The sequence below is a fragment of the Luteibacter sp. RCC_6_2 genome (assembly GCF_041360655.1).
Lineage (GTDB): Bacteria > Pseudomonadota > Gammaproteobacteria > Xanthomonadales > Rhodanobacteraceae > Luteibacter.
Genome location: NZ_JBFUPQ010000015.1, coordinates 12,538 through 31,978 on the forward strand (window position 1 = coordinate 12,538; position 19,441 = coordinate 31,978).

A 19,441-nucleotide genomic window follows, 5' to 3' on the forward strand; every position below is an offset into this window, starting at 1 on the left:
CGCCACGAGAAACGACGACGACAAGCGGCGACACGAGATGGCGTTCGTGAGAGATCGCCCGAATGGTGTCGTCGGACCCCTTCCCGGGGGATGAACGGAGTTCAACTGGGGGCAAAAATAATTTTTGCCGGACCCTCCCAAACGGACAAAAAAATGCCGGTCGAGGTCGACCGGCACCATGTTCGGGGTTCGAAGAGGGATCAGTGATCGTCGTTCGCGGCGAGTTCGGCGTACTCGTCCGGACTGAGCAAGCCGTCGAGTTCGGCCTTGTCGGAGATCTCCAACTTGAAGATCCAACCCTCGCCGAATGCGTCCTCGTTGATCGTCTCCGGCTTGTCGCCGAGCGCGTCGTTCACGGCGATCACCTTGCCTGAAACGGGAGCGTAGATATCGGACGCGGCCTTCACCGATTCGACGACGGCGACGCCGGCGCCAGCGGTGACTTCACTGCCCACTTCCGGCAGCTCGACGTAGACCAGGTCGCCCAGCGCGGCTTGCGCGTGGTCGGAGATGCCGACGGTGACGCTGCCGTCCTGCTCGACGCGGACCCACTCGTGGGACTTCTGGAATTTCAGATCGCCGGGGATTTCGCTCATGGGTTATGCCTCATTGTCTCGGGACGGTCGCTGATGTGACGGCCGATTGTACCGTTCTATGCGTTTCAGGAAAGCGTTTCGCCGACACGAACCCCTCGCTTCCCCCGACAGAAGACCCTCGGCACGGGCGACTACCTTGTCCGTGCGGCTCGACTTCGACGACGCCGCATCGGCCTAACCCTCCCCCGTTATGAGGTGATGGCCCACATCCCCCGCGGTTCAAGCCGCGAACCCACATCAAGGACTACCCATGAAACGGATCCTCAAGTTCACCCTCATCGGCACCGCCCTCGCCTTCGCCCTTTCGTCACCGCTCATGGCCGCGGAGGTCACCTCGGTCAACCAGGCACGGGAAGAAACGGCGAAGGCCATCGCTGTGCTGGTCAACGATCCCACCTTCGACGCCACGCTTCGGGAACAGCTGAGCAAGGGCAAGGCGCCACTGGCCGACGTGCTGCGCAACTACGCCGGGCAGGGAACGCAGGCCAGGGAAAACGTGACGACCGGGTTGCGTGACCTGGAGCGGCAGGCCATTCGCCTGCGCGGCCTCGATGGCACGCTGGATGCCCTCTTCGATATTCGCGTGCACGGCGTGGACAAGGACCAGCCGATCACGAGCATCCGCGGCTTCTGGACCGCGACCGTCAGCAAGGACCAGGCCACCGGCCAGAAGCAGGTCGTGGCTTATGACCCTTCCGGGCGCGAGCAGCGGTTCTCGCTCGATGCGGCGCCGGACGTGCCGATGTTGATCGTCGAGTCCGACAGCTCGGCGGCGATCCAGGCCGGCATGACGGTCATGAACGAAATCCTCCGCAACGGAGGCATGCAAGCCCCGATGGCCAGCGGCAACTTGCGCGCGGCCAACTCGGTGGAGGAACTGACGATCCTGCAGGAAGTCCGGTTGGAACGCGACCACGAACCCAATATCCAGGGCGACGCGGAGATCTTCGCCATCGTCTCCGGCGTGGCCCCGGACGGGACGCCGCGACTCATCACCAAGGACATGCCGTGGCTGGACCATGACAAGCGTTGGTACAAGCCCGGCATGGACCTCATCAACTGGACGGACTACGGCACCAACTACGTCAACGTGCAGTTCTTCGAAGAAGACGGGAACACGAACTTCAAGGCGCTCGCCGTGGCCGTTACCAAGGCGGTCGGGAACCTGGCGCTCGTCGTGTCCCCCGGTGCACCGCCTGCATTGATCGTCGCCGGCGTGTCGAAGGTTGGTGCCGAGATCCTCGGCGCCATGGATGAAAAGTGGTTCCAGAACGACGCCGACTACGTGGATTCCTTCTACGTGGTCGAACGCGGTGGCAAGTATGGCAGCGACGTGGCGCCGCTGGTCGGCGCGCGAGGTGAAGCGAAGATGGTGCTCGCACCGTATGTCGTGAAGTCCCGGTGAGGTCGGTGGAGGGGTGGCCCAAGGGCCACTCCTCCACTCCTGTGTCTATATAGGTAGTGGAATCAGTCGGCGACGCCCGGCATCGGCTGGCCGTCGCGGACGAACGGGAACTTCACCACGCGTACCGGCACTTCACGGCCACGGATGTCCACGCGCACCTGCCCCAGTTCGCCGGCGGGCACACGGGCGAAGGCCACGGACTTGCCCAGGGTGGGCGCGAAGCCGCCTGAGAGGATTTCTCCCTCGCCGGCGGAGGTCAGTACCTTCTGGCCGTGGCGCAGCACTCCTTTGTCGTCCATCACCAGCCCGACCATGACCCGCGGCACGCCCGCCGTCTTTTGTTTCTCGAGCGCGGCGCGGCCGATGAAGTCGCGGCCTTCGTCCAGCGAGATGGTCCAGGCCAGCGAAGCCTCCCAGGGCGTCACCGTCTCGTCCATGTCCTGGCCGTAGAGGTTCATGCCGGCCTCCAGGCGCAGCGTATCGCGCGCACCCAACCCGGCCGGGGCGACGCCCGCCTCGCGCAAAAGATTCCACAACTCCACGACGCGCGTGTTGGGCACCACCACCTCGAACCCGTCTTCGCCGGTGTAGCCGGTGCGGGCGAGGAACAAGGGCATGCCGTTCGGGCCTTCGATCTCGATGGCCGCGAACTTGCCGAGCTTGGTGGCTTTCTCGCGAACTTCCTCGGGAAGCAGGCCGATCATCTTCGCGCGGGCATTGGGGCCCTGCACGGCGATCATGCCGAACTCGGGACGCTCGCGGACGGTGACGCCGAAGGCGGCCGCCTGCTTCTCGATCCAGGCCAGATCCTTGGCGCGCGTCGCGGCGTTCACGACCAGGCGGAAGAAATCCTCACGCAGGAAATAGACGATGAGGTCGTCGATGACGCCGCCGTTCTCGTCGAGCATGCAGGTGTAGAGCGCCTTGCCGGACTTGGCCAGCTTGTCGACGTTGTTGGCCACGAGCCGGCGAAGGAAGTCGCGGGTGCGATCGCCGGTGAGGTCGACCACCGTCATGTGCGATACGTCGAACATGCCGGCGTCCTTGCGGACCGCGTGGTGCTCCTCGATCTGCGAGCCGTAGGCGATGGGCATGTCCCAGCCGCCGAAGTCGACCATGCGGGCGCCCAGCTCGCGGTGGGTGGCGTTGAGTGCGGTCTTGTCGGTCATCGTCGTACCTTGCAGGGGAATGGCGGCGGGTGCAGCCTGGCATTATCAGGCCCCGGGCGGTTCCAGTCCAAGCGCGGTCGCAACATCGACGATTTCGTGCGGTAGTCCTGCTAGCCTTTGACGCATGGCGACAGCACCACCCCTCCCCGGCTCGGCCACGCTCACCCGCGACACGGGCGGAGCGCGGCTGACCATCGCCGGCGACTGGACGCTGGCCCACTATTCCAACCTCCAGCACCGTGCGAACGAACTGGCCGGGTCGATCGACAGCGGCATCGCCATCGACATCCACCAGCTCGGCGCCATGGACACCTCGGGCGCCTTCGTCATCGCCGAGTTGCTGGGCAGCTCGCGCACCCAGACCCTGGCCCAGGACGAAGCCCTTCCGCCAGCGCGCCGCGCGCTGCTGAAGACCGTGGGCGACGCCATCGATACCTATTGCACGGGCGTGAAACGGCCTCGCGACGCCGGCTTCGTCGCCGCGCTGGAGCGCATCGGCAAGGCCATGCAAGGGTTCTGGAAGCAGACCACCAAGCTGCTGGCCTTCATAGGCATCACCTTGCAGGGCTTCCTCGCCACCGCATGGCGACCGCGCCGCTGGCGGGTCACCTCGCTGGTGTCGCACATCGAGCAGACGGGGCTCGACGCGGTGCCGATCCTCGCCCTGCTCTCCTTCATGGTCGGCTGCGTGGTCGCCTTCCTCGGCTCGACCGCGCTGGCGAGTTATGGCGCCAGCCTGTTCACGGTGGACCTGATCGGCTTCGCCTTCCTGCGCGAGTTCGGCGTACTGCTGACCGCCATCCTGCTGGCGGGCCGGACGGCCAGTGCGTTCACGGCGCAGATCGGCTCGATGAAGGCGCGCGAGGAAATCGACGCCATCCGCACCCTTGGTCTCGACCCGGTGGAGTTGTTGGTGCTGCCCCGCGTACTCGCCCTGCTCGTGGCGCTGCCGCTGCTGACCTTCCTGGCGATGATCGCGGGCATCGTCGGCGGCGGCGTGGTCTGCATGGCCGTACTGAAAATGTCACCCTCGATGTTCCTGTCGATGTTCCAGGCGGACATCTCGCTCACCCAGTTCCTCGTCGGCATCGCCAAGGCCCCCGTCTTCGCCTTCATGATCGCCGTGATCGGTTGCATGGAGGGCTTCAAGGTCTCCGGCAGCGCGCAATCCGTCGGCGAACACACCACCTCGGCCGTGGTGCAATCGATCTTCGTGGTGATCCTGCTCGATGCGCTCGCCGCCCTCTTCTATATGGAGATGGGCTGGTGACGCGCGAGACCGTCATCGAGGTGCGCGGGCTGGTCAACCGCTTCGGGTCCCAGACCGTGCACGAGAACCTCGACCTCGATGTCTATCGAGGCGAGATCATCGGCATCGTCGGGGGCTCGGGCACCGGCAAGTCCGTGCTGCTGCGCACGATCGTCGGGCTGGTAAGGCCGGTGGCCGGCGAGGTGCGCGTGTTCGGCGAGAACCTGCTCGCCCTGTCCGACGAACGGCGATCCCGGGTGGAGCGACGCTTCGGCGTGCTGTTCCAGAGTGGCGCGCTGTTCTCCTCACTTACCGTGGCGGAGAACGTGGCCTTGCCCCTGGTCGAGCATGCTGGCCTGCCCCGCGTGGATGCGCAACGGCTGGCCGGGGTGAAACTCGCCCTCGCCGGGTTGCCCGTGGACGCGGGGAGGAAATATCCCTCGCAGCTTTCCGGCGGCATGATCAAGCGGGCGGCACTGGCGCGCGCACTGGCCCTCGATCCGGAGATCCTGTTCCTCGACGAACCCACCGCCGGGCTCGACCCGATCAGCGCCGCCGCGTTCGACAGCCTCATCGTGACCCTGCGCAACGCGCTGGGCCTCACCGTGTTCCTGGTGACGCACGACCTCGATACCTTGTATTCCACCTGTGACCGCGTCGCCGTACTTTCGCAGCGGCGCGTGCTGGCCGCCGCGCCGATCGACGAAGTGGCCCGCACCGACGATGCCTGGGTCCAGGCTTATTTCAATGGACCGCGCGGCCGCGCGGCCACCCGCGCCGCTCACCCCGGCAAGGACTGAAGACCATGGAAACCCGCGCCCATCATGTCTTGATAGGACTGTTCACCGTCCTCGTCGTCTTTCTCGGCCTCGGTTTCGGCGTGTGGCTGGCGAAGGCGCATTCGGACCAGGAATGGAATTACTACGACATCGTCTTCAACGAGGCGGTGACCGGCCTCTCCAAGGGAGGCGCGGTGCAATACAACGGCATCCGCCTCGGCGACGTCATGCAATTGCGCCTCGATCCGGAAGATCCACGCCGCGTGCTGGCGCGTGTCCGCGTCGAAGGCGATACGCCGTTGCGCAAGGACACCCACGCCAAGCTCGCCCTGACCGGAGTGACCGGCGTCGCGATCATCCAGCTTTCCGGCGGATCGCCAGGCAGCCCGCTGCTGGTGGGCCACGATGGGGAGGTGCCGGTGATCATCGCCGATCCCTCGCCCTTCGCGCGCCTGCTGGCCAACGGCGAGGACCTCATCACCAATATCAACCAGGCCGCCGCGCGGGCCAGCGAATTGTTGTCCAAGGAAAACGTGCACCGGATCGAGAACACCCTCGATCACCTGGACAAGACCACGGGCGTGATCGCGGACGAGCGCGAGGATATCCGCTCCCTCATCAAGCAACTGGCCCTGGCGACCCAGCAGGCCAACGACACGCTGGCCGAGAGCCGTACCCTGGTGCACAACGCGAACGGCCTCATCGACGGCCAGGGCAAGGCGACGCTGGAAAGCGCACAGCGCGCGATGGCCTCGCTGGAACATTCCATGGCGTCGGTCGACCGCCTGCTCAACGACAACAGCGATGCGATCAACGGCGGCGCCGCCAGCCTGGGCGAACTCGCGCCCGCGTTGCGCGAACTGCGCGACACACTGGGCTCGCTGCGTTCCATCACGCGCCGCCTCGACGAGAATCCCAGCGGCTATCTGTTCGGCCGCGAAAAGACCAAGGAGTTCACCCCATGAGCCGTGCCCGCCTCGCCGCTCCGCTGGTTCTCGCGCTACTGACGGCGTGCTCGATCCTGCCCAAGGCGGAGACGCCGCATATCTATACGCTGCCGGCCGCGCCCGGCGCTCGCCCCGCCTCGCCGGCACCGGTGGGCTGGGCGCTGCGCATCGCGGCGCCGAACGCGCCGCGCGCACTGGACAACTCGCGCATCGCGGTGGTGCCGGAGTCGAACACGATCACCGTGTACGGCGGCGCCCGCTGGGCGGATACCTCGCCGCACCTCGTCCGCGAACGCCTGGCCGACGCCTTCCGCGATACCGGACGCGTCGCCGCGATCAGCACGGACGACAGCAACCTCGCGGCCGACTACGAGCTGGGCGGCGGACTGGCGGCCTTCCAGACCGAGTACGTCGGTGGCAAACCGGAAGTGGTGATCCGCTACGACGCGGTGCTCGCGAGCACGCGCAAGCATCAGATCGTGGGCAGCCGTCGCTTCGAGGTGCACGAGCCGGTCGATGGGAAGGAGGTGCCGCGGGTGGTCGAGGCGTTCGGACGGGCGATGGATAAGGTATCGGCGGATGTGGTGGGGTGGACGTTGCAGGCGGTGCCGGGGAAGTAGGTTGTCGCATAAGAGCATCGCCGACAGGGTCGGCTCCCACCGAGGCAAAGAGCATCGCCGGCTAGCCGGCGATGCTCTTGTGGGAGCCGCTTCAGCGGCGAAGCTCTCCAATACACCGAAACGTAAGGTTGACCCGCGGCCCCGCGACACGCCTCCGCACCGGCAACTCATGCTTGTACAAACGCTGCGTGCCCCCTCCCATCCGCAGCAGGCTGCCATGCGGCAGACCGATCGCCACCGGCTCGCCGCCCGCCTTCGCCCGGAAGCGGAACGTCCTCTCGGCACCCAGACTCAACGAAGCGATCAACGGCTCCGGGCCCAACTCCGGCTCATCGTCGCTGTGCCAGCCCATGCGATCACCGCCATCGCGATACAGGTTCGCGAGGACGCTGTTGAAGCGGCCGCCGCAGGCCTCGGCGACGCGCTCGCGCAGCCTCGCCAACACTGGCGTCCAAGGGTGCGGTACGAAACGCGTGCCCGAATAGCGGTACGTGGCGTCCTCGTCGCCGATCCAGGCGCTCAGCCGAGGCGAATCGACCACCCGGCCAAACATGCGGATGCGATGCACTTCCCAGGGCAAGTCGTCGAGCAGCCGCGCGAGCAAGGCATCGGCCTCTTCGCGGCCCAGCCATGCCGGCGCGAACGTGACGTCCGCGCCGGGTAGCTCGATGCGATGCCAGCCGGAGTTCAGGCCGGCTCGACCGGATAGGCCGGCTCGGCGTCCAGCGAGGACGCACATACGCCGGCCAGTTCGAGCAGGCGGAGATCCGAGCCGCGCGCGCCGACCAACTGGAGGCCGATCGGCATGCCGTTGGCCAACGTGCCCATGGGAATGCTCACCGCCGGGCAACCAGCGAGGCTGGCGAAGCTGCACAGGTCGGCCTGCGAGGACGGCACTGGCCCATCGAGCGGGAACGCGCCCTGTGGCGTCGTGGGCAGCACCAATACGTCGACCTGGGCGAACAGGCGGCGCATCTTCAGCGTGGCCGCGTCGAGCACGAGGTCGGCCGCCACGTAGTCGGCCGCGGACTTCCTCGCGGCGAAACCGACCATGTCGCGGAAGCCATTCGATACCGGATAGGCCTCGTCGGCCAGTTCGGTCGCAAAGGTATTGAGCATTTCCGCCTCCATCAGCAGGAGACCGGCGCGGCGGGTCCGGGCGAAGTCCCAGTCGGAGAAATCGACCGTCCGGCGTTCGCCCAGCTCGCCCTTCAGCTTCGACAGGGCGTCGTTGAACACGTCGATGACGTCCTGTTCCACGCCGACCGCCGCCAGATCCGGCAAGAAACCCGCGCGGAGATTGCCCGGCTCCCAATCCGGCGGTGAAAAGGCGACGCGTCGCCGGCGGGAGCGCGCGTCATCGGCGTCGTACCCGGCCAGCGTCTGCAAGAGCACCGTGAGGTCGTCCACGCCGCGCGCCAGCAGGCCCACCGCGTCGAGGCGGCGGGCCGCCGGTACCAGGCCGCGGGTGGAGATTTCGCCATGCGTGGGCTTCAGCGCATAGACACCGCAGTAGCTCGCGGGCACGCGGATCGAACCGAGTGTGTCCGAGCCGATCGCCGCCACGGCGAGTCCTGCGGCAACGGCCGCCGCGGCACCGCCCGACGATCCACCCGCGGTGTAGCCATGGCGATGCGGATTGTGCGTCGCGCCATGGAAGGGGTTGTTCGTGGTCAGGCCCAGGGCGCCTTCGTCCATGTTGGTCTTGCCCACCAGCACGGCCCCCGATGCGCGCAGCCGCGCCACGATGTGGGCGTCTTCCTCGGGAACGACGGTGCGCCGCCGCATGCCTGCCCTTGTAGGCACGCCGGCGACGTCGAAATTGTCCTTGATGGCGATCGGCATCCCGTCGAGACGGCCGATGACACCGTCGCGACGCCGCCTGTCCGCCGCCAGGGCTTGTTCCTGGATCAGGGAGACGCTGTAGTCGGCGAAGGCGTTGAGCCGGGGGTTCAGGCGCTCGATGGCGTCCTGGTAAACGTCGGAAAGGGCCTGTGGCTGGACCCGTCCAATGGCCAGCCAATGCAGGATCTGCAGCAGTGTGGCGCGTCGCATGTCGACATCGGCGACCGGCGGCATCGTATTCATGAAATCTCCTTGCGCGTGGGACGATTATGAACGTGCCATGTGAAGATCGTGCAACCCTATGTTTGAAACGCCGATTTGCCCCGCTCCCGGCGAAACCGGACAATGCCGGGTTGATCCCGCAGCCAGCCGTTGAGTGAGCCAGCCATGAGCGAACGCGAAACCATGGAATACGACCTCGTCGTCGTCGGGGCCGGCCCGGCGGGCCTGGCGTTCGCCATTCGTACGAAACAACTCAATCCCGAGGTGTCGGTCTGCGTGATCGAGAAGGCCTCGACGATCGGCGCCCAGATCCTCTCCGGCGCCGTCATCGAACCGGCCCCGCTCGACCGCCTCCTGCCCGACTGGCGCAAGAACCCGCCGCCGGTCTGCGTGCCGGTGGCCAAGGACGAGTTCTGGTTCCTGCGCGACCACGCCTCCGGCATCAAGGCGCCGATGACGCCGCCGCAGATGAACAACCACGGCAACTTCATCGTGAGTCTTGGCGCGCTGTGCGCCTGGCTGGCGCCACAGGCCGAGGCCCTGGGCGTGGATGTATTTCCCGGCTACGCCGCGGCCGAGGCCCTGTTCGACGAAAGCGGCGCGGTGAACGGCGTGCGTATCGGCGACATGGGCGTCGCGCGCGACGGCAGCCACAAGCCCGGCTACACGGAGGGCATCGACATCCGGGCCAAGGTGACCGTCCTGGCCGAAGGCTGCCGAGGCCATATCAGCAAGACGCTGATCAAGAAATTCGACCTCGATGCCAACAGCGATCCGCAGACCTACGGCATCGGCATCAAGGAACTCTGGCAGCTGCCACCCGGCCGCGGCGAGCCGGGCAAGGTGGTGCATACCGTCGGTTGGCCGCTGGCCAGCGACACCTATGGCGGCAGCTTCCTGTACCACATGGACAACGACCGGGTGGCGGTCGGCTTTGTGGTCGGCCTGGACTACCCCGATCCGAACTTCTCGCCCTTCGAGGCGTTCCAGCAGTTCAAGCACCACCCCAACGTGAAGGGCCTGCTCGAGGGCGGCAGCATCGTCTCGGCGGGCGCGCGCGCCATCATCGAAGGTGGCGCGCAATCGCTGCCGAAGGTCGAGATGCCTGGCGCGATCCTGATCGGCGACTCCGCCGGCCTGGTCAACGTGCCGAAGATCAAGGGCACCCACCAGGCCATCGCCTCGGGCATGCTCGCCGCCGAACATCTCGTCGCGTCGCAGCTGTCGCCGGTTGGTTGGGATGCGAAGCTGCGCGGCTCCGCCGTCCTCGATGAACTGAAGAAGGTGCGCAACATCCGGCCTGGCTTCAACAAGGGGTTGTGGTGGGGGTTGATCAATGCGGCATGGGAGACGGTGACCGGCGGGCGTTCGCCCTGGACGCTGAAGAACCATGCGGACTGGTCGGCCCTGGGCAAGCTCGGCAAGTACGAAGCGCCGAAGACGGATTATGTCGACCGGACGCTGGCCCCGCGCGACCGGCTCGCGAGCGTGTATTTCGCCGCGACGGAGCATGACGAGGACCAGCCGGTGCACCTGAAGGTGGCCGATACCTCGATCTGTATCGAGCGGTGTACCACCGAGTATGGGAATCCTTGCCAGCGGTTCTGCCCGGCGGGGGTGTACGAGATCGTGCAGGATGAGGCGGGGCGGCGTTTGCAGATCAACGCGGCCAATTGCGTGCATTGCAAGACGTGCGATATCAAGGACCCTTATCAGATCATCACCTGGGTGACGCCTGAGGGCGGGTCTGGGCCTAATTATCAGAATCTTTGAGCGAGACGTGTCGACTTCTCTTTCTTGGCGGTACAGACGTCTTCTGACGATCGCCAGGCGTGTACGGGCCAGCATCGCACTGCGTGGCTGGCGCGGGACGCTTGGGCGAATAGTGCAGGATCTGGCCCGCCGGCCGGATGTGGACGACTCCCTGAGCATGCTGCCGTTAGAAACGGCGTTCGCGCAGTTCACGCTACCCACGTCGAGGACGCCTCGCGTGACCGTCGTCATTCCCGTCTACGGTAAGATCGAGTACACCCTGGCTTGTCTGCGTTCCATCGCGGCTTACCCGCCGACAGATCCTTTCGAGGTCATCGTAGTCGACGATGCATCCCGCGATAACACTGCGCCCACCCTCGCCGAGGTGCCCGGACTGCGACTGATCGTCAATGAACGGAACGTCGGCTTTGTCGGGAGTTGTAATGAAGGAGCCGCGGCGGCTCAAGGGCAATACCTGATCTTCCTCAACAACGATACGCAGGTGACCCCCGGCTGGACGGAGGGACTGCTGCGTTGCTTCGAGCGTCATTCGGACGCGGGAATAGCCGGTAGTCAACTCGTCTATCCGGATGGCCGTCTGCAAGAAGCGGGCGCCTGGATATTTGCGGATGCTTCCGCCTGGAACATCGGCAGGTTCGCATCGCGCAAAAATCCCACACTGCGGTACGCACGCAAGGTGGATTACGTCTCTGGCGCTTCGCTGGCGATACCGCGAGACTTGTTCGTCGCTCTCGGTGGCTTCGATACTCGATTCGCGCCCGGATACTACGAAGATGCAGACTTGGCATTTGCCGTCCGTGCTGCCGGCCGTTCGGTCTGGTATGTGCCAGACAGCATGGTGATTCATGCCGAAGGTATCAGTTCCGCCGGTGATGCAGACAGCGGCATGAAGCGGTTCCAAGCGATCAACCAGGCGAAGTTCGCGGAGAAGTGGAAGGATGCGCTCCGCAAGCAGCCTGCGCCGGACACCGCCCTTGCCGTCGTGGATTGTGCACGTCACCGCGGAAAGATACTCGTAGTTGATACAGTCACCCCGGATGCGTCACGCGACTCCGGCTCGCTTCGCCTGACTGCCATGATGCGGCTGCTCGCGGACGACGGGTGGCATGTCCTGTTTGCGCCGGACGACGGCCATGCGGAGGACGACGCCATTCGTTGCCTGGGTGCGCTGGGTGTGGAGGTGCTGGCGAAACCGTGGGTAGGCCGCCTGCCTACTTGGCTGATTGCACAGGGTGGCGACCTGCACGCAGTGATCCTCTGCCGGCATACCGTGGCGGACCAGTACGAACGTCTCGTTCGCCGTCACGCGCCTTCGGCTCGGCTGATCTTCGACACCGTAGACCTGCACTTCCTACGCGAAGAGCGCGCGGCGGAACGCAGCGGCAACGGCGCACTGGCACGGCAGGCCGAAACTACGCGACGCCAGGAGCTCGGCCTCATCATGCGTGCGGATACCACCTTCGTCGTGAGCGAATTCGAACGCGGCATGCTGGGCCGCCTGCTACCGAACGCGCGTGTCGATCTCCTCTCGAATATCCACGAGGTCTACGGACGCAAGGCCGGATTCACGGATCGACGCGACCTGCTCTTCATCGGAGGCCATGGCCATCCGCCCAACGCCGACGCCATGCGTTGGATGGCCTCAGACATCTTGCCAGCACTGCGTCGCTCGCACCCGGAGGCCAGGATCTTCGTGGCCGGCGATGTGCCGGACAACGAGCGAAGGGCTTTGATCGAGGCTGGCCTGGACGTGCTTGGCCGGGTATCCGATCTAACCCCGCTCATGAACTCGACGCTGGCGTCCATAGCACCCTTGCGTTTCGGTGCTGGCGTAAAAGGTAAGGTCAATATGGCCATGAGCCACGGACTGCCAGTGATCGGAACCAAGGTCGCCGTCGAAGGAATGCGCCTGATCGATGGAGTGGACGTGCTCGTGGCCGATGATGCCAATGCGTTCGCGGCCGCCTATTCACGTCTCGTGGCCGACGAACGCCTGTGGACGAGCCTCTCCGATCACGCTCTTGAGAATGTCCGGACACATTTTTCTGCGGACGCCGCCCTCGCGGCGCTGCGCCGGGCGATACTGTAAACCATGCATTTGAACAGATCGCTCCGCTCACTGATGTTCCGCAGTCTTCGATTCGGTTTCCGCATGACACCGATGCCGGCGGCGCTGCGCGACCGGCTTCGCCAGCGTTTCCTCGACCGACATGGCGACCTCGTTCCCCGAGGGCCTGCGGGAAAGCGGGCCACTTCCGCTGTCATCCGTGCGCATGACCACTCGAGCCATCGCAGCATAGGCTTCGTTCCTCGATACGAAGGCACGCTTCCATCGCCTATGCCAGCGACCATCATCGCCTTCTACCTCCCGCAATTTCACCCGATTCCCGAGAACGACGCGTGGTGGGGACCGGGCTTTACCGAGTGGCGAAACGTGGGGCGCGCCCTTCCGCAGTTCGAAGGTCATATGCAGCCGCGACTTCCCGGCGACCTCGGCTATTACGATCTCCGCTTGCCGGAAGTAATGCGCGAACAGATGAAGATCGCCCGCGAGTACGGCATCGGTGCCTTCTGCACATATTTCTACTGGTTCGCAGGCCGGACCCTACTCGAAAGCCCCCTGCGGCAATGGTTGAACGATCCCACGCTAGGTCTACCGATCTGCCTTTGTTGGGCGAACGAAAACTGGTCTCGGCGCTGGGACGGGCGAGCGGATGATGTGCTCATCAGGCAGGCACACAGTGCCGACGACGATCTTGCCTTCATCGAGTACGTTGCGGCCTATCTGCGGGATCCGCGTTACCTTCGCGTCAACGGCAAGCCGATGCTGCTCGTCTATCGTCCAGGCTTGCTACCGGACCCTCGTTCCACCGCAGAGCGTTGGCGTCGGTGGTGCCAGATGAATGGACTCGGCGACATCCATCTTGCCTATGTACAGAGTTTCGACAATGTAGATCCCTCCAGCATCGGCTTCGACTCGGCCGTGGCTTTTCCGCCCAATAATGTCAATCTGGAGCCTGTCACGGCGGAATACCGGCTCATTAATCCGGATTTCTCCGGACATATCTACGATTGGCGGGAGCTGGCGGCTGCAGCCGTGGCTGCGGGCGACCCGCCCTATCGGCTTTACCCAGGCGTCAATCCCGGTTGGGATAACGAAGCCCGGCGCAGTGGTCGCGGTAGGAGTTTCGTTCGCGCCACGCCGCGCGCGCTCGAGGAATGGACACGATCGGCGATCGCCACGGCGCGACGACGCGCCCCCGAAGCGCCGCTGGTTTTCGTCAATGCCTGGAACGAGTGGGCCGAAGGTGCCATTCTCGAACCAGACACGCGTCATGGTTACGCATGGCTGGGTGCCATCAGGAAGGCCCTGCACCCTCCAATGTCTACGCAGACACGCCCGTGTGCCGTGATCCATGTCTGCCATCCTCATGTGCTGAAAGAAATAGTCTCTGCGTTACGTGCGACGGGGCTTTCCTTCCGAACCATCCTCACCGTGCCGTCCGGACATGGGGAGGCCGTCGAGAAAGAAGTGACTCGTCTAGGTTTGGATGCCGAGTTGGTCGTATCGACTGACCGCGGAAGGGACGTTCTTCCTTTCCTACGTATTGCGGGAAGGCTGCTCGATGAAGGCGAAAACATCGTCCTGAAGCTCCATACAAAGCGGCCAACACAGCGCCAGGATGGGACGGAACGGTATTCAGGTTTGCTGGATCGATTGTTGACGCCGGAGCGGGCGATAACCATCGTCAGAGCATTTACCGCGGACCCGTCGCTCGGCGTGGTGGCTCCCGAAGGGCATGTGCAGCCTTTAAGCTTCTGTTCGGCTGCCAACGCGAGAAATGTCGAGTATCTTTGCGCCTTGGCAGGCATCGCCCAACCAAGGACAGAGACGGATGCGTTCGTGTCGGGAGGTATGTTCTGGTGCCGCCTGACGGCGCTGGCGCCCCTAATCGATGCACCATTGACTGAAGCAGAATTCACGAAGGAGGCTGGCCAGGTGGACGGCACCATGGCCCATGCCGTGGAACGAGTGGTTGCTCTAGCGGCGTCACATGGCCGTTTCCGCCTCGTCTCGGCCGCCCAGCTTGTAACTAGGCCGGAGTTCGGACGGCGGTAGGTCTGCGTGCCGATGGGCCCTCGCAATCTGCGGCTCTCGCACCGCATCAAACGCCAGTTTGAAGATTCGTTAGAATATGAGGTCAACTCAAGAGTCTGCGGTGTCGCCGCCGGCTTTTTCCAACGAACGGGAACCGCGAATGAAGATTCTGGTCGGCTATAAGCGCGTCGTGGACTACAACGTCCGCATTCAGGTCAAGCCGGACGGCACCGGCGTTGTCACGGACGGCGTGAAGCTATCCGCGAATCCCTTTGATGACATCGCCCTTGAGGAGGCTCTGCGCCTTCGCGAGAAGGGCGTGGCCCAGGAAGTAGTAGTCGTGGGCATCGGCCCGGCAGACCTCACCGCTCACCTGCGCAACGGCCTAGCCATGGGAGCCAACCGAGCCATTCACGTGCAGACCGCGGATGCCATCTCACCCCTGACAGCTGCCAGGACCTTTCTGAAACTGATCGAAAAGGAACAGTCGGACCTGGTCATCCTAGGCAAGCAGGCCATAGACGACGATGCCAACCAAACCGGCCAAATGTTGGCCGCCCTATGGAATCGCCCGCAAGCCACGTTTGCCAGCAAAGTCGAGGTCGCCGACGGAAAGGTCACGGTCACACGCGAGGTGGATGCGGGCTTGGAAACTATCGAGGTCGACCTCCCCGCGGTCATCACAACGGACCTCCGCCTTAACGAGCCGCGCTTCATCAAGCTGCCGGACATCATGAAAGCAAAGTCCAAGCCGATCGACGTAATCGATCTGGGCTCGCTGGGCGTAGAAGCTGCCGAACACATCAAGACCATCCACTATGCCGCCCCGCCGAAGCGGACCAAGGGCGTGATGGTGAAGGATGCCGCCGAGCTCGTCGCGGTCCTCAAGCAGAAGGGCCTGCTGTAAGGCAGCCGACCGGAGAATCGATATGTCCAAGATCCTCGTTATCGCAGAACACCTCGATGGCAAGCTTAATGGCGCTACCGCTCGCGCGGTGAGTGCCGCTGTCGCCGTCAAGCCGGAAACCATCGACATCATAGTGTTGTCCGACTCCCCTGGAGCCGTGGCTGCGGAAGCCGCCAGTATCGATGGCGTTAGCAAGGTTCTGACCGTGGCCCGTGCCGAGAATGCCCATGCGCTCGCCGCCGTGCTCGCGCCGCAGATCGCCAAGGCCGCCGCCAGCTATACCCATGTATTCGTTCCCTCGACCACGTTTGGCAAAGACCTCGCACCACGAGTGGCCGCCTTGCTCGGTGTCTCACAGGTCAGCGACGTAATGACCGTGGAAGGTCCGCACAGCTTCAAACGACCGATTTATGCGGGCAATGCCATCGTCACCGTGGAAGTGGACGCGATTTCGACGGTCGTAGCCACTATTCGCACGGCCTCGTGGCCAGCCGCCGCATCCAACGGCTCCGCGCCCGTCGAAGCACTTAGTATCGACGTTGCCCTGCCCTCACATACCCGCTTTATGAACCTGCAACAGGGCAAGAGCGACCGTCCAGATCTGCAAGGTGCCCCTAAGGTCGTCTCAGGTGGTCGTGGGGTGGGGTCGAAAGAGAATTTTGAGGTTATATACAAATTCGCCGACAAGATCGGCGCGGCCGTAGGTGCTTCGCGCGCCGCGGTGGACGCCGGCTATGTGCCGAACGAAATGCAAGTCGGGCAGACCGGCAAGATCATTGCGCCCGAGTTGTATATCGCCGTCGGTATTTCGGGTGCCATCCAGCATCTGACCGGTATCAAAGATGCCGGCACGATTGTGGCCATCAACAAAGACGGTGAAGCGCCGATTTTCGAGATTGCGGACATCGGATTGGTGGGAGATTTGTTCAAGATCCTGCCCGAATTAGAGAACGCCATTGGATAACAGCGGTCGTGAGATGGTTGTTGCAAAAGATCGTCCCGCTGCTCGAGCGACGTGCCATATATAGCGCGTGTGCCGACAACGCTCCGCCGAGCAACTACGTGGATAAAGAGATGGGAACACTCAATCACTCAGGTGGTATGGAGAGCCAAAATACAGTCCCGCTCTGCGTGGATCTTGATGGCACTCTCATTCGATCAGATCTACTGATCGAATCTGCTCTTACGCTTCTTGCCCGGCGTCCTTTGACGATCTTCCTCATGCTGGCATGGCTGCTGCGGGGTAAGGCACACCTGAAGCGTCAGATCGCGCGTCGTGTAGAACTCGACGCATCCGCTCTTCCGTACAATGCGCTCCTCGTCGACTGGCTGCGTGAAATTTACGGCAGTCGGCACATCGTCCTGTGCACAGCTTCGGATCGTACGCTAGCACTGAAGGTCAGCGAGCATGTTGGCCTTTTTAATGAAGTCATCGCCAGCGAGGGGGAACGGAACTTAGCCGGCTCAAATAAGGCAGATGTACTTATCGCCCGTTTCGGCGAACGAGGATTCGATTACGTGGGAAACGCCGCCATCGACCTCCACGTCTGGAAACATGCAAGGGGAGCTATCGTTGTCGAGGTGGGCACATTACTCTCCTCTCTTGTCGTGAAGATCACACCAGTCCTGAAGCGCTTCGAGCTTCGAGGCGTTAGCATCCTCACTTGGGCAAAGGCGTTACGCATCCATCAATGGGTGAAGAACATCCTGATCTTCCTACCCTTGCTTGCAGCACATCGCATTCTTGAACCGCAAGCTGTCATGCAAACTACCCTCGCTTTCGTCTGCTTCGGACTTTGCGCGTCGAGCGTCTATTTAACTAACGACCTACTGGACCTTCCTTCAGATCGCAAGCACCATCGGAAGCGACACCGCCCGTTTGCAGCAGGAACACTTCCACTGATCGCCGGGCCGATCGCCGCTGTCGTTCTCCTGATCGCAAGTTTCGCGCTCGCGATTCTCGTATCCACAGGGTTCCTCATCGTCCTGCTTGGCTATTATCTGCTCACCAGCGCGTACTCTATCCACCTGAAGCGGATCATGATGCTCGACGTCATTGTTCTGGCCACGCTCTACACTACGCGCATCCTTGCGGGCGCCGCCGCCATCCAAAGCCAAGCATCGTTCTGGCTGCTCGCATTCTCGATGTTCATCTTCCTCAGCCTAGCCATGATCAAGCGCTACACCGAGTTGCTTGCGCTTCAAAAGGCAGGAAAGGTCAAGGCCAGTGGAAGGGAATACGATGTCGATGACATTCCCCTCATCCAGTCAATGGGCAGCTCGAGCGGATATCTCGCCGTCTTGGTCCTGGCCCTGTACATCGACAGCACCGCCAGCAGTTCGTTGTACGGTCACCCACACTATCTCTGGCTGCTCTGCCCCCTGCTTTTGTACTGGATTAGCCGAAGCTGGGCTGTTGCGCATCGTGGTGTCATGCACGACGATCCGGTGGTCTTCGCGGTTATGGATAACACCAGCAGGATCATTGCCGCTCTTGCTGCCATAGTTGTTGTGTTCGCAATCTAATGGCCGGCCGCGGACAATCTTGGGGCCGGTATCCCAGAGCCACCCAGCGCATCGTCTCGTTTTCCGACCGCCATTCACCATTACCTTCGGCGGATCTGAGCATGCTCCCGCGCGGTAATGGCAGAAGCTATGGAGATAGCTGCTTAAATAGCGGTGGTATTCTCCTGCACACCCGATCCATGGATCGGTTCATCGCGTTCGACCCCGCGACCGGAGTGCTCGAATGCGAGGCAGGGGTCCTTTTCGCCGATGTGCTCGACCTAGTCGTGCCGCAAGGATGGTTCCTCCCGGTAACTCCCGGCACGCGCTATGTAACCGTCGGCGGCGCGATCGCAAACGATGTCCACGGCAAGAACCATCATCGTGCCGGCACGATGGGGCACCATGTTCGCGGGTTCGAATTGCTTCGCAGTGACGGGCAACGAATGCAGTGTTCTCCGACCAATAATGCCGACTGGTTCGCCGCCACGGTTGGCGGCCTTGGGCTCACCGGAATGATCACGCGCGCCACGATCCAGTTGCGGCGGATCGCGAGCCCTTGGATGATCACAGAAAGCCATCGTTTCGGGGACCTGCGCAGCTTCTTTGACCTGTCAGCGCGGTCGGAAAGCGATTACGAATACACAGTCGCCTGGATCGATTGCGTCGCGCGCGGCAGATCACTGGGACGAGGCGTATTCAGTCGGAGCAATCATGCGCCGGCCCACCCGGACCAACGGCCTAATCCCCCCAAAGATCGTCCCGGCATACCGTTCACCCCTCCGGTTTCGCTGGTCAATCGGCTCAGTCTACGCGCGTTCAATCAGCTCTACTATCACTGGCAGCGCAGGAAGGTGGCATACGCGACGACACACTACCTCCCATTTTTTTACCCGCTCGATGGCATTTCAGACTGGAACCGTATGTACGGGCCGAGAGGCTTTCTCCAGTATCAATGCGTGGTTCCTCCCACCGACGCCGAAGCCGTCGTCTTGGATCTATTGCAGCTGATATCGCAGTCAGGCCAAGGATCGTTCCTGGCGGTGCTCAAGCAGTTTGGCTCGGTTCCGTCGCCAGGCATGCTGTCCTTTGTGCGCCCCGGTACGACACTGGCACTCGATTTTGCGAATGGAGGACCGAAGACGTTCTCGCTCCTCGACAAGCTCGACGCACTCGTATCCGCAGCGGGCGGAGCCGTCTATCCAGCGAAGGACGCCAGGATGTCGAGTGCAAACTTTCGCACATATTTCCCATACTGGAAGGATTTCATGCCATTCATCGATCCTTCTTTTTCGTCCAGCTTCTGGCGGCGAGTCATGGAGTAA

At 63.3% G+C, this 19,441-nt stretch carries 16 protein-coding genes; 12 read left to right on the forward strand and 4 right to left on the reverse strand.

What is annotated here, in order from left to right; translation table 11 throughout:
- Positions 1-200: 200 nt before the first annotated feature.
- Positions 201-596: a glycine cleavage system protein GcvH gene (gene gcvH / locus AB6730_RS15680; RefSeq protein WP_371024546.1), complete on the reverse strand. Its 396-nt coding sequence runs from the start codon at positions 594-596 to the stop codon at positions 201-203.
- A 250-nt stretch (positions 597-846) separates the two neighbouring features.
- Between gcvH and AB6730_RS15685 the strand changes: the two genes are divergently transcribed.
- Entirely contained in the window at positions 847-2,001 is a 1,155-nt protein-coding gene (locus AB6730_RS15685; protein ID WP_371024547.1) for a DUF3103 family protein, read from the forward strand.
- 62 nt (positions 2,002-2,063) lie between these two features.
- On the opposite strand, the gene gcvT is transcribed toward AB6730_RS15685, so the two are convergent.
- Entirely contained in the window at positions 2,064-3,170 is a 1,107-nt protein-coding gene (gcvT, locus tag AB6730_RS15690) for a glycine cleavage system aminomethyltransferase GcvT (protein WP_371024548.1), read from the reverse strand.
- Positions 3,171-3,294: 124 nt separating this feature from the next.
- On the opposite strand from gcvT, the gene AB6730_RS15695 reads away from it, so the two are divergent.
- From AB6730_RS15695 to AB6730_RS15710, 4 genes are read left to right on the forward strand one after another with little or no spacing between them, the layout of a single operon-like run.
- Entirely contained in the window at positions 3,295-4,440 is a 1,146-nt protein-coding gene (locus tag AB6730_RS15695) for an MlaE family ABC transporter permease (protein WP_371024549.1), read from the forward strand.
- Positions 4,437-5,219, forward strand: coding sequence for an ABC transporter ATP-binding protein (locus AB6730_RS15700; RefSeq protein ID WP_371024550.1), 783 nt, complete (start codon positions 4,437-4,439; stop codon positions 5,217-5,219). Before AB6730_RS15695 ends, AB6730_RS15700 begins: the two co-directional genes overlap by 4 nt.
- Before the next feature lie 5 nt (positions 5,220-5,224).
- Positions 5,225-6,163: an MlaD family protein gene (locus AB6730_RS15705; RefSeq protein ID WP_371024551.1), complete on the forward strand. Its 939-nt coding sequence runs from the start codon at positions 5,225-5,227 to the stop codon at positions 6,161-6,163.
- On the forward strand, positions 6,160-6,765 hold the full coding sequence (locus AB6730_RS15710; RefSeq protein WP_371024552.1) for an ABC-type transport auxiliary lipoprotein family protein: 606 nt from the start codon (positions 6,160-6,162) through the stop codon (positions 6,763-6,765). The genes AB6730_RS15705 and AB6730_RS15710 overlap by 4 nt, the downstream gene beginning before the upstream one ends.
- Before the next feature lie 91 nt (positions 6,766-6,856).
- Here the strand turns inward: AB6730_RS15710 and AB6730_RS15715 are convergent, their stop codons facing one another.
- Positions 6,857-7,504, reverse strand: a complete 648-nt coding sequence (locus AB6730_RS15715) for an alpha-ketoglutarate-dependent dioxygenase AlkB (RefSeq protein WP_371024553.1) — start codon at positions 7,502-7,504, stop codon at positions 6,857-6,859.
- Positions 7,453-8,853 (reverse strand): amidase, encoded by a 1,401-nt coding sequence (locus tag AB6730_RS15720; protein ID WP_371024554.1) that lies wholly within the window; start codon positions 8,851-8,853, stop codon positions 7,453-7,455. Before AB6730_RS15720 ends, AB6730_RS15715 begins: the two co-directional genes overlap by 52 nt.
- 144 nt (positions 8,854-8,997) lie before the next feature.
- On the opposite strand from AB6730_RS15720, the gene AB6730_RS15725 reads away from it, so the two are divergent.
- The 7 genes from AB6730_RS15725 to AB6730_RS15755 all read left to right on the forward strand — a co-directional run bounded on the left by AB6730_RS15725 (position 8,998) and on the right by AB6730_RS15755 (position 19,441).
- Positions 8,998-10,605 (forward strand): electron transfer flavoprotein-ubiquinone oxidoreductase, encoded by a 1,608-nt coding sequence (locus AB6730_RS15725; protein ID WP_371024555.1) that lies wholly within the window; start codon positions 8,998-9,000, stop codon positions 10,603-10,605.
- A gap of 217 nt (positions 10,606-10,822) precedes the next feature.
- Positions 10,823-12,694, forward strand: a complete 1,872-nt coding sequence (locus AB6730_RS15730) for a glycosyltransferase (RefSeq protein ID WP_371024556.1) — start codon at positions 10,823-10,825, stop codon at positions 12,692-12,694.
- 249 nt (positions 12,695-12,943) lie between these two features.
- The gene (locus AB6730_RS15735; RefSeq protein ID WP_371024557.1) at positions 12,944-14,725 is read left to right on the forward strand and encodes a glycoside hydrolase family 99-like domain-containing protein; all 1,782 of its coding nucleotides are present in this window, start codon (positions 12,944-12,946) and stop codon (positions 14,723-14,725) included.
- A 139-nt stretch (positions 14,726-14,864) separates the two neighbouring features.
- Positions 14,865-15,611, forward strand: coding sequence for an EtfB protein (locus tag AB6730_RS15740; RefSeq protein WP_371024558.1), 747 nt, complete (start codon positions 14,865-14,867; stop codon positions 15,609-15,611).
- Between the two features lie 22 nt (positions 15,612-15,633).
- Positions 15,634-16,575 carry an electron transfer flavoprotein subunit alpha/FixB family protein gene (locus AB6730_RS15745; protein WP_371024559.1) on the forward strand — a complete coding sequence of 314 codons (942 nt, stop codon included), beginning with the start codon at positions 15,634-15,636 and terminating at the stop codon, positions 16,573-16,575.
- 110 nt (positions 16,576-16,685) lie between these two features.
- Positions 16,686-18,137 (forward strand): UbiA family prenyltransferase, encoded by a 1,452-nt coding sequence (locus tag AB6730_RS15750; protein WP_371024619.1) that lies wholly within the window; start codon positions 16,686-16,688, stop codon positions 18,135-18,137.
- Positions 18,137-19,441: an FAD-dependent oxidoreductase gene (locus AB6730_RS15755; RefSeq protein WP_371024560.1), complete on the forward strand. Its 1,305-nt coding sequence runs from the start codon at positions 18,137-18,139 to the stop codon at positions 19,439-19,441. The genes AB6730_RS15750 and AB6730_RS15755 overlap by 1 nt, the downstream gene beginning before the upstream one ends.

Bases quoted from the DNA above. Each gene is read 5' to 3' on its own strand.
- AB6730_RS15695 (WP_371024549.1), top strand. From the start codon at position 3,295: ATGGCGACAGCACCACCCCTCCCCGGCTCGGCCACGCTCACCCGCGAC.
- AB6730_RS15750 (WP_371024619.1), top strand. From the start codon at position 16,686: ATGGGAACACTCAATCACTCAGGTGGTATGGAGAGCCAAAATACAGTC.
- AB6730_RS15720 (WP_371024554.1), bottom strand. From the start codon at position 8,853: ATGAATACGATGCCGCCGGTCGCCGATGTCGACATGCGACGCGCCACA.
- AB6730_RS15685 (WP_371024547.1), top strand. From the start codon at position 847: ATGAAACGGATCCTCAAGTTCACCCTCATCGGCACCGCCCTCGCCTTC.
- AB6730_RS15745 (WP_371024559.1), top strand. From the start codon at position 15,634: ATGTCCAAGATCCTCGTTATCGCAGAACACCTCGATGGCAAGCTTAAT.
- AB6730_RS15715 (WP_371024553.1), bottom strand. From the start codon at position 7,504: ATGTGCGTCCTCGCTGGACGCCGAGCCGGCCTATCCGGTCGAGCCGGC.
- gcvT (WP_371024548.1), bottom strand. From the start codon at position 3,170: ATGACCGACAAGACCGCACTCAACGCCACCCACCGCGAGCTGGGCGCC.
- gcvH (WP_371024546.1), bottom strand. From the start codon at position 596: ATGAGCGAAATCCCCGGCGATCTGAAATTCCAGAAGTCCCACGAGTGG.
- AB6730_RS15705 (WP_371024551.1), top strand. From the start codon at position 5,225: ATGGAAACCCGCGCCCATCATGTCTTGATAGGACTGTTCACCGTCCTC.
- AB6730_RS15735 (WP_371024557.1), top strand. From the start codon at position 12,944: ATGCCAGCGACCATCATCGCCTTCTACCTCCCGCAATTTCACCCGATT.
- AB6730_RS15740 (WP_371024558.1), top strand. From the start codon at position 14,865: ATGAAGATTCTGGTCGGCTATAAGCGCGTCGTGGACTACAACGTCCGC.
- AB6730_RS15710 (WP_371024552.1), top strand. From the start codon at position 6,160: ATGAGCCGTGCCCGCCTCGCCGCTCCGCTGGTTCTCGCGCTACTGACG.
- AB6730_RS15725 (WP_371024555.1), top strand. From the start codon at position 8,998: ATGAGCGAACGCGAAACCATGGAATACGACCTCGTCGTCGTCGGGGCC.
- AB6730_RS15755 (WP_371024560.1), top strand. From the start codon at position 18,137: ATGGCCGGCCGCGGACAATCTTGGGGCCGGTATCCCAGAGCCACCCAG.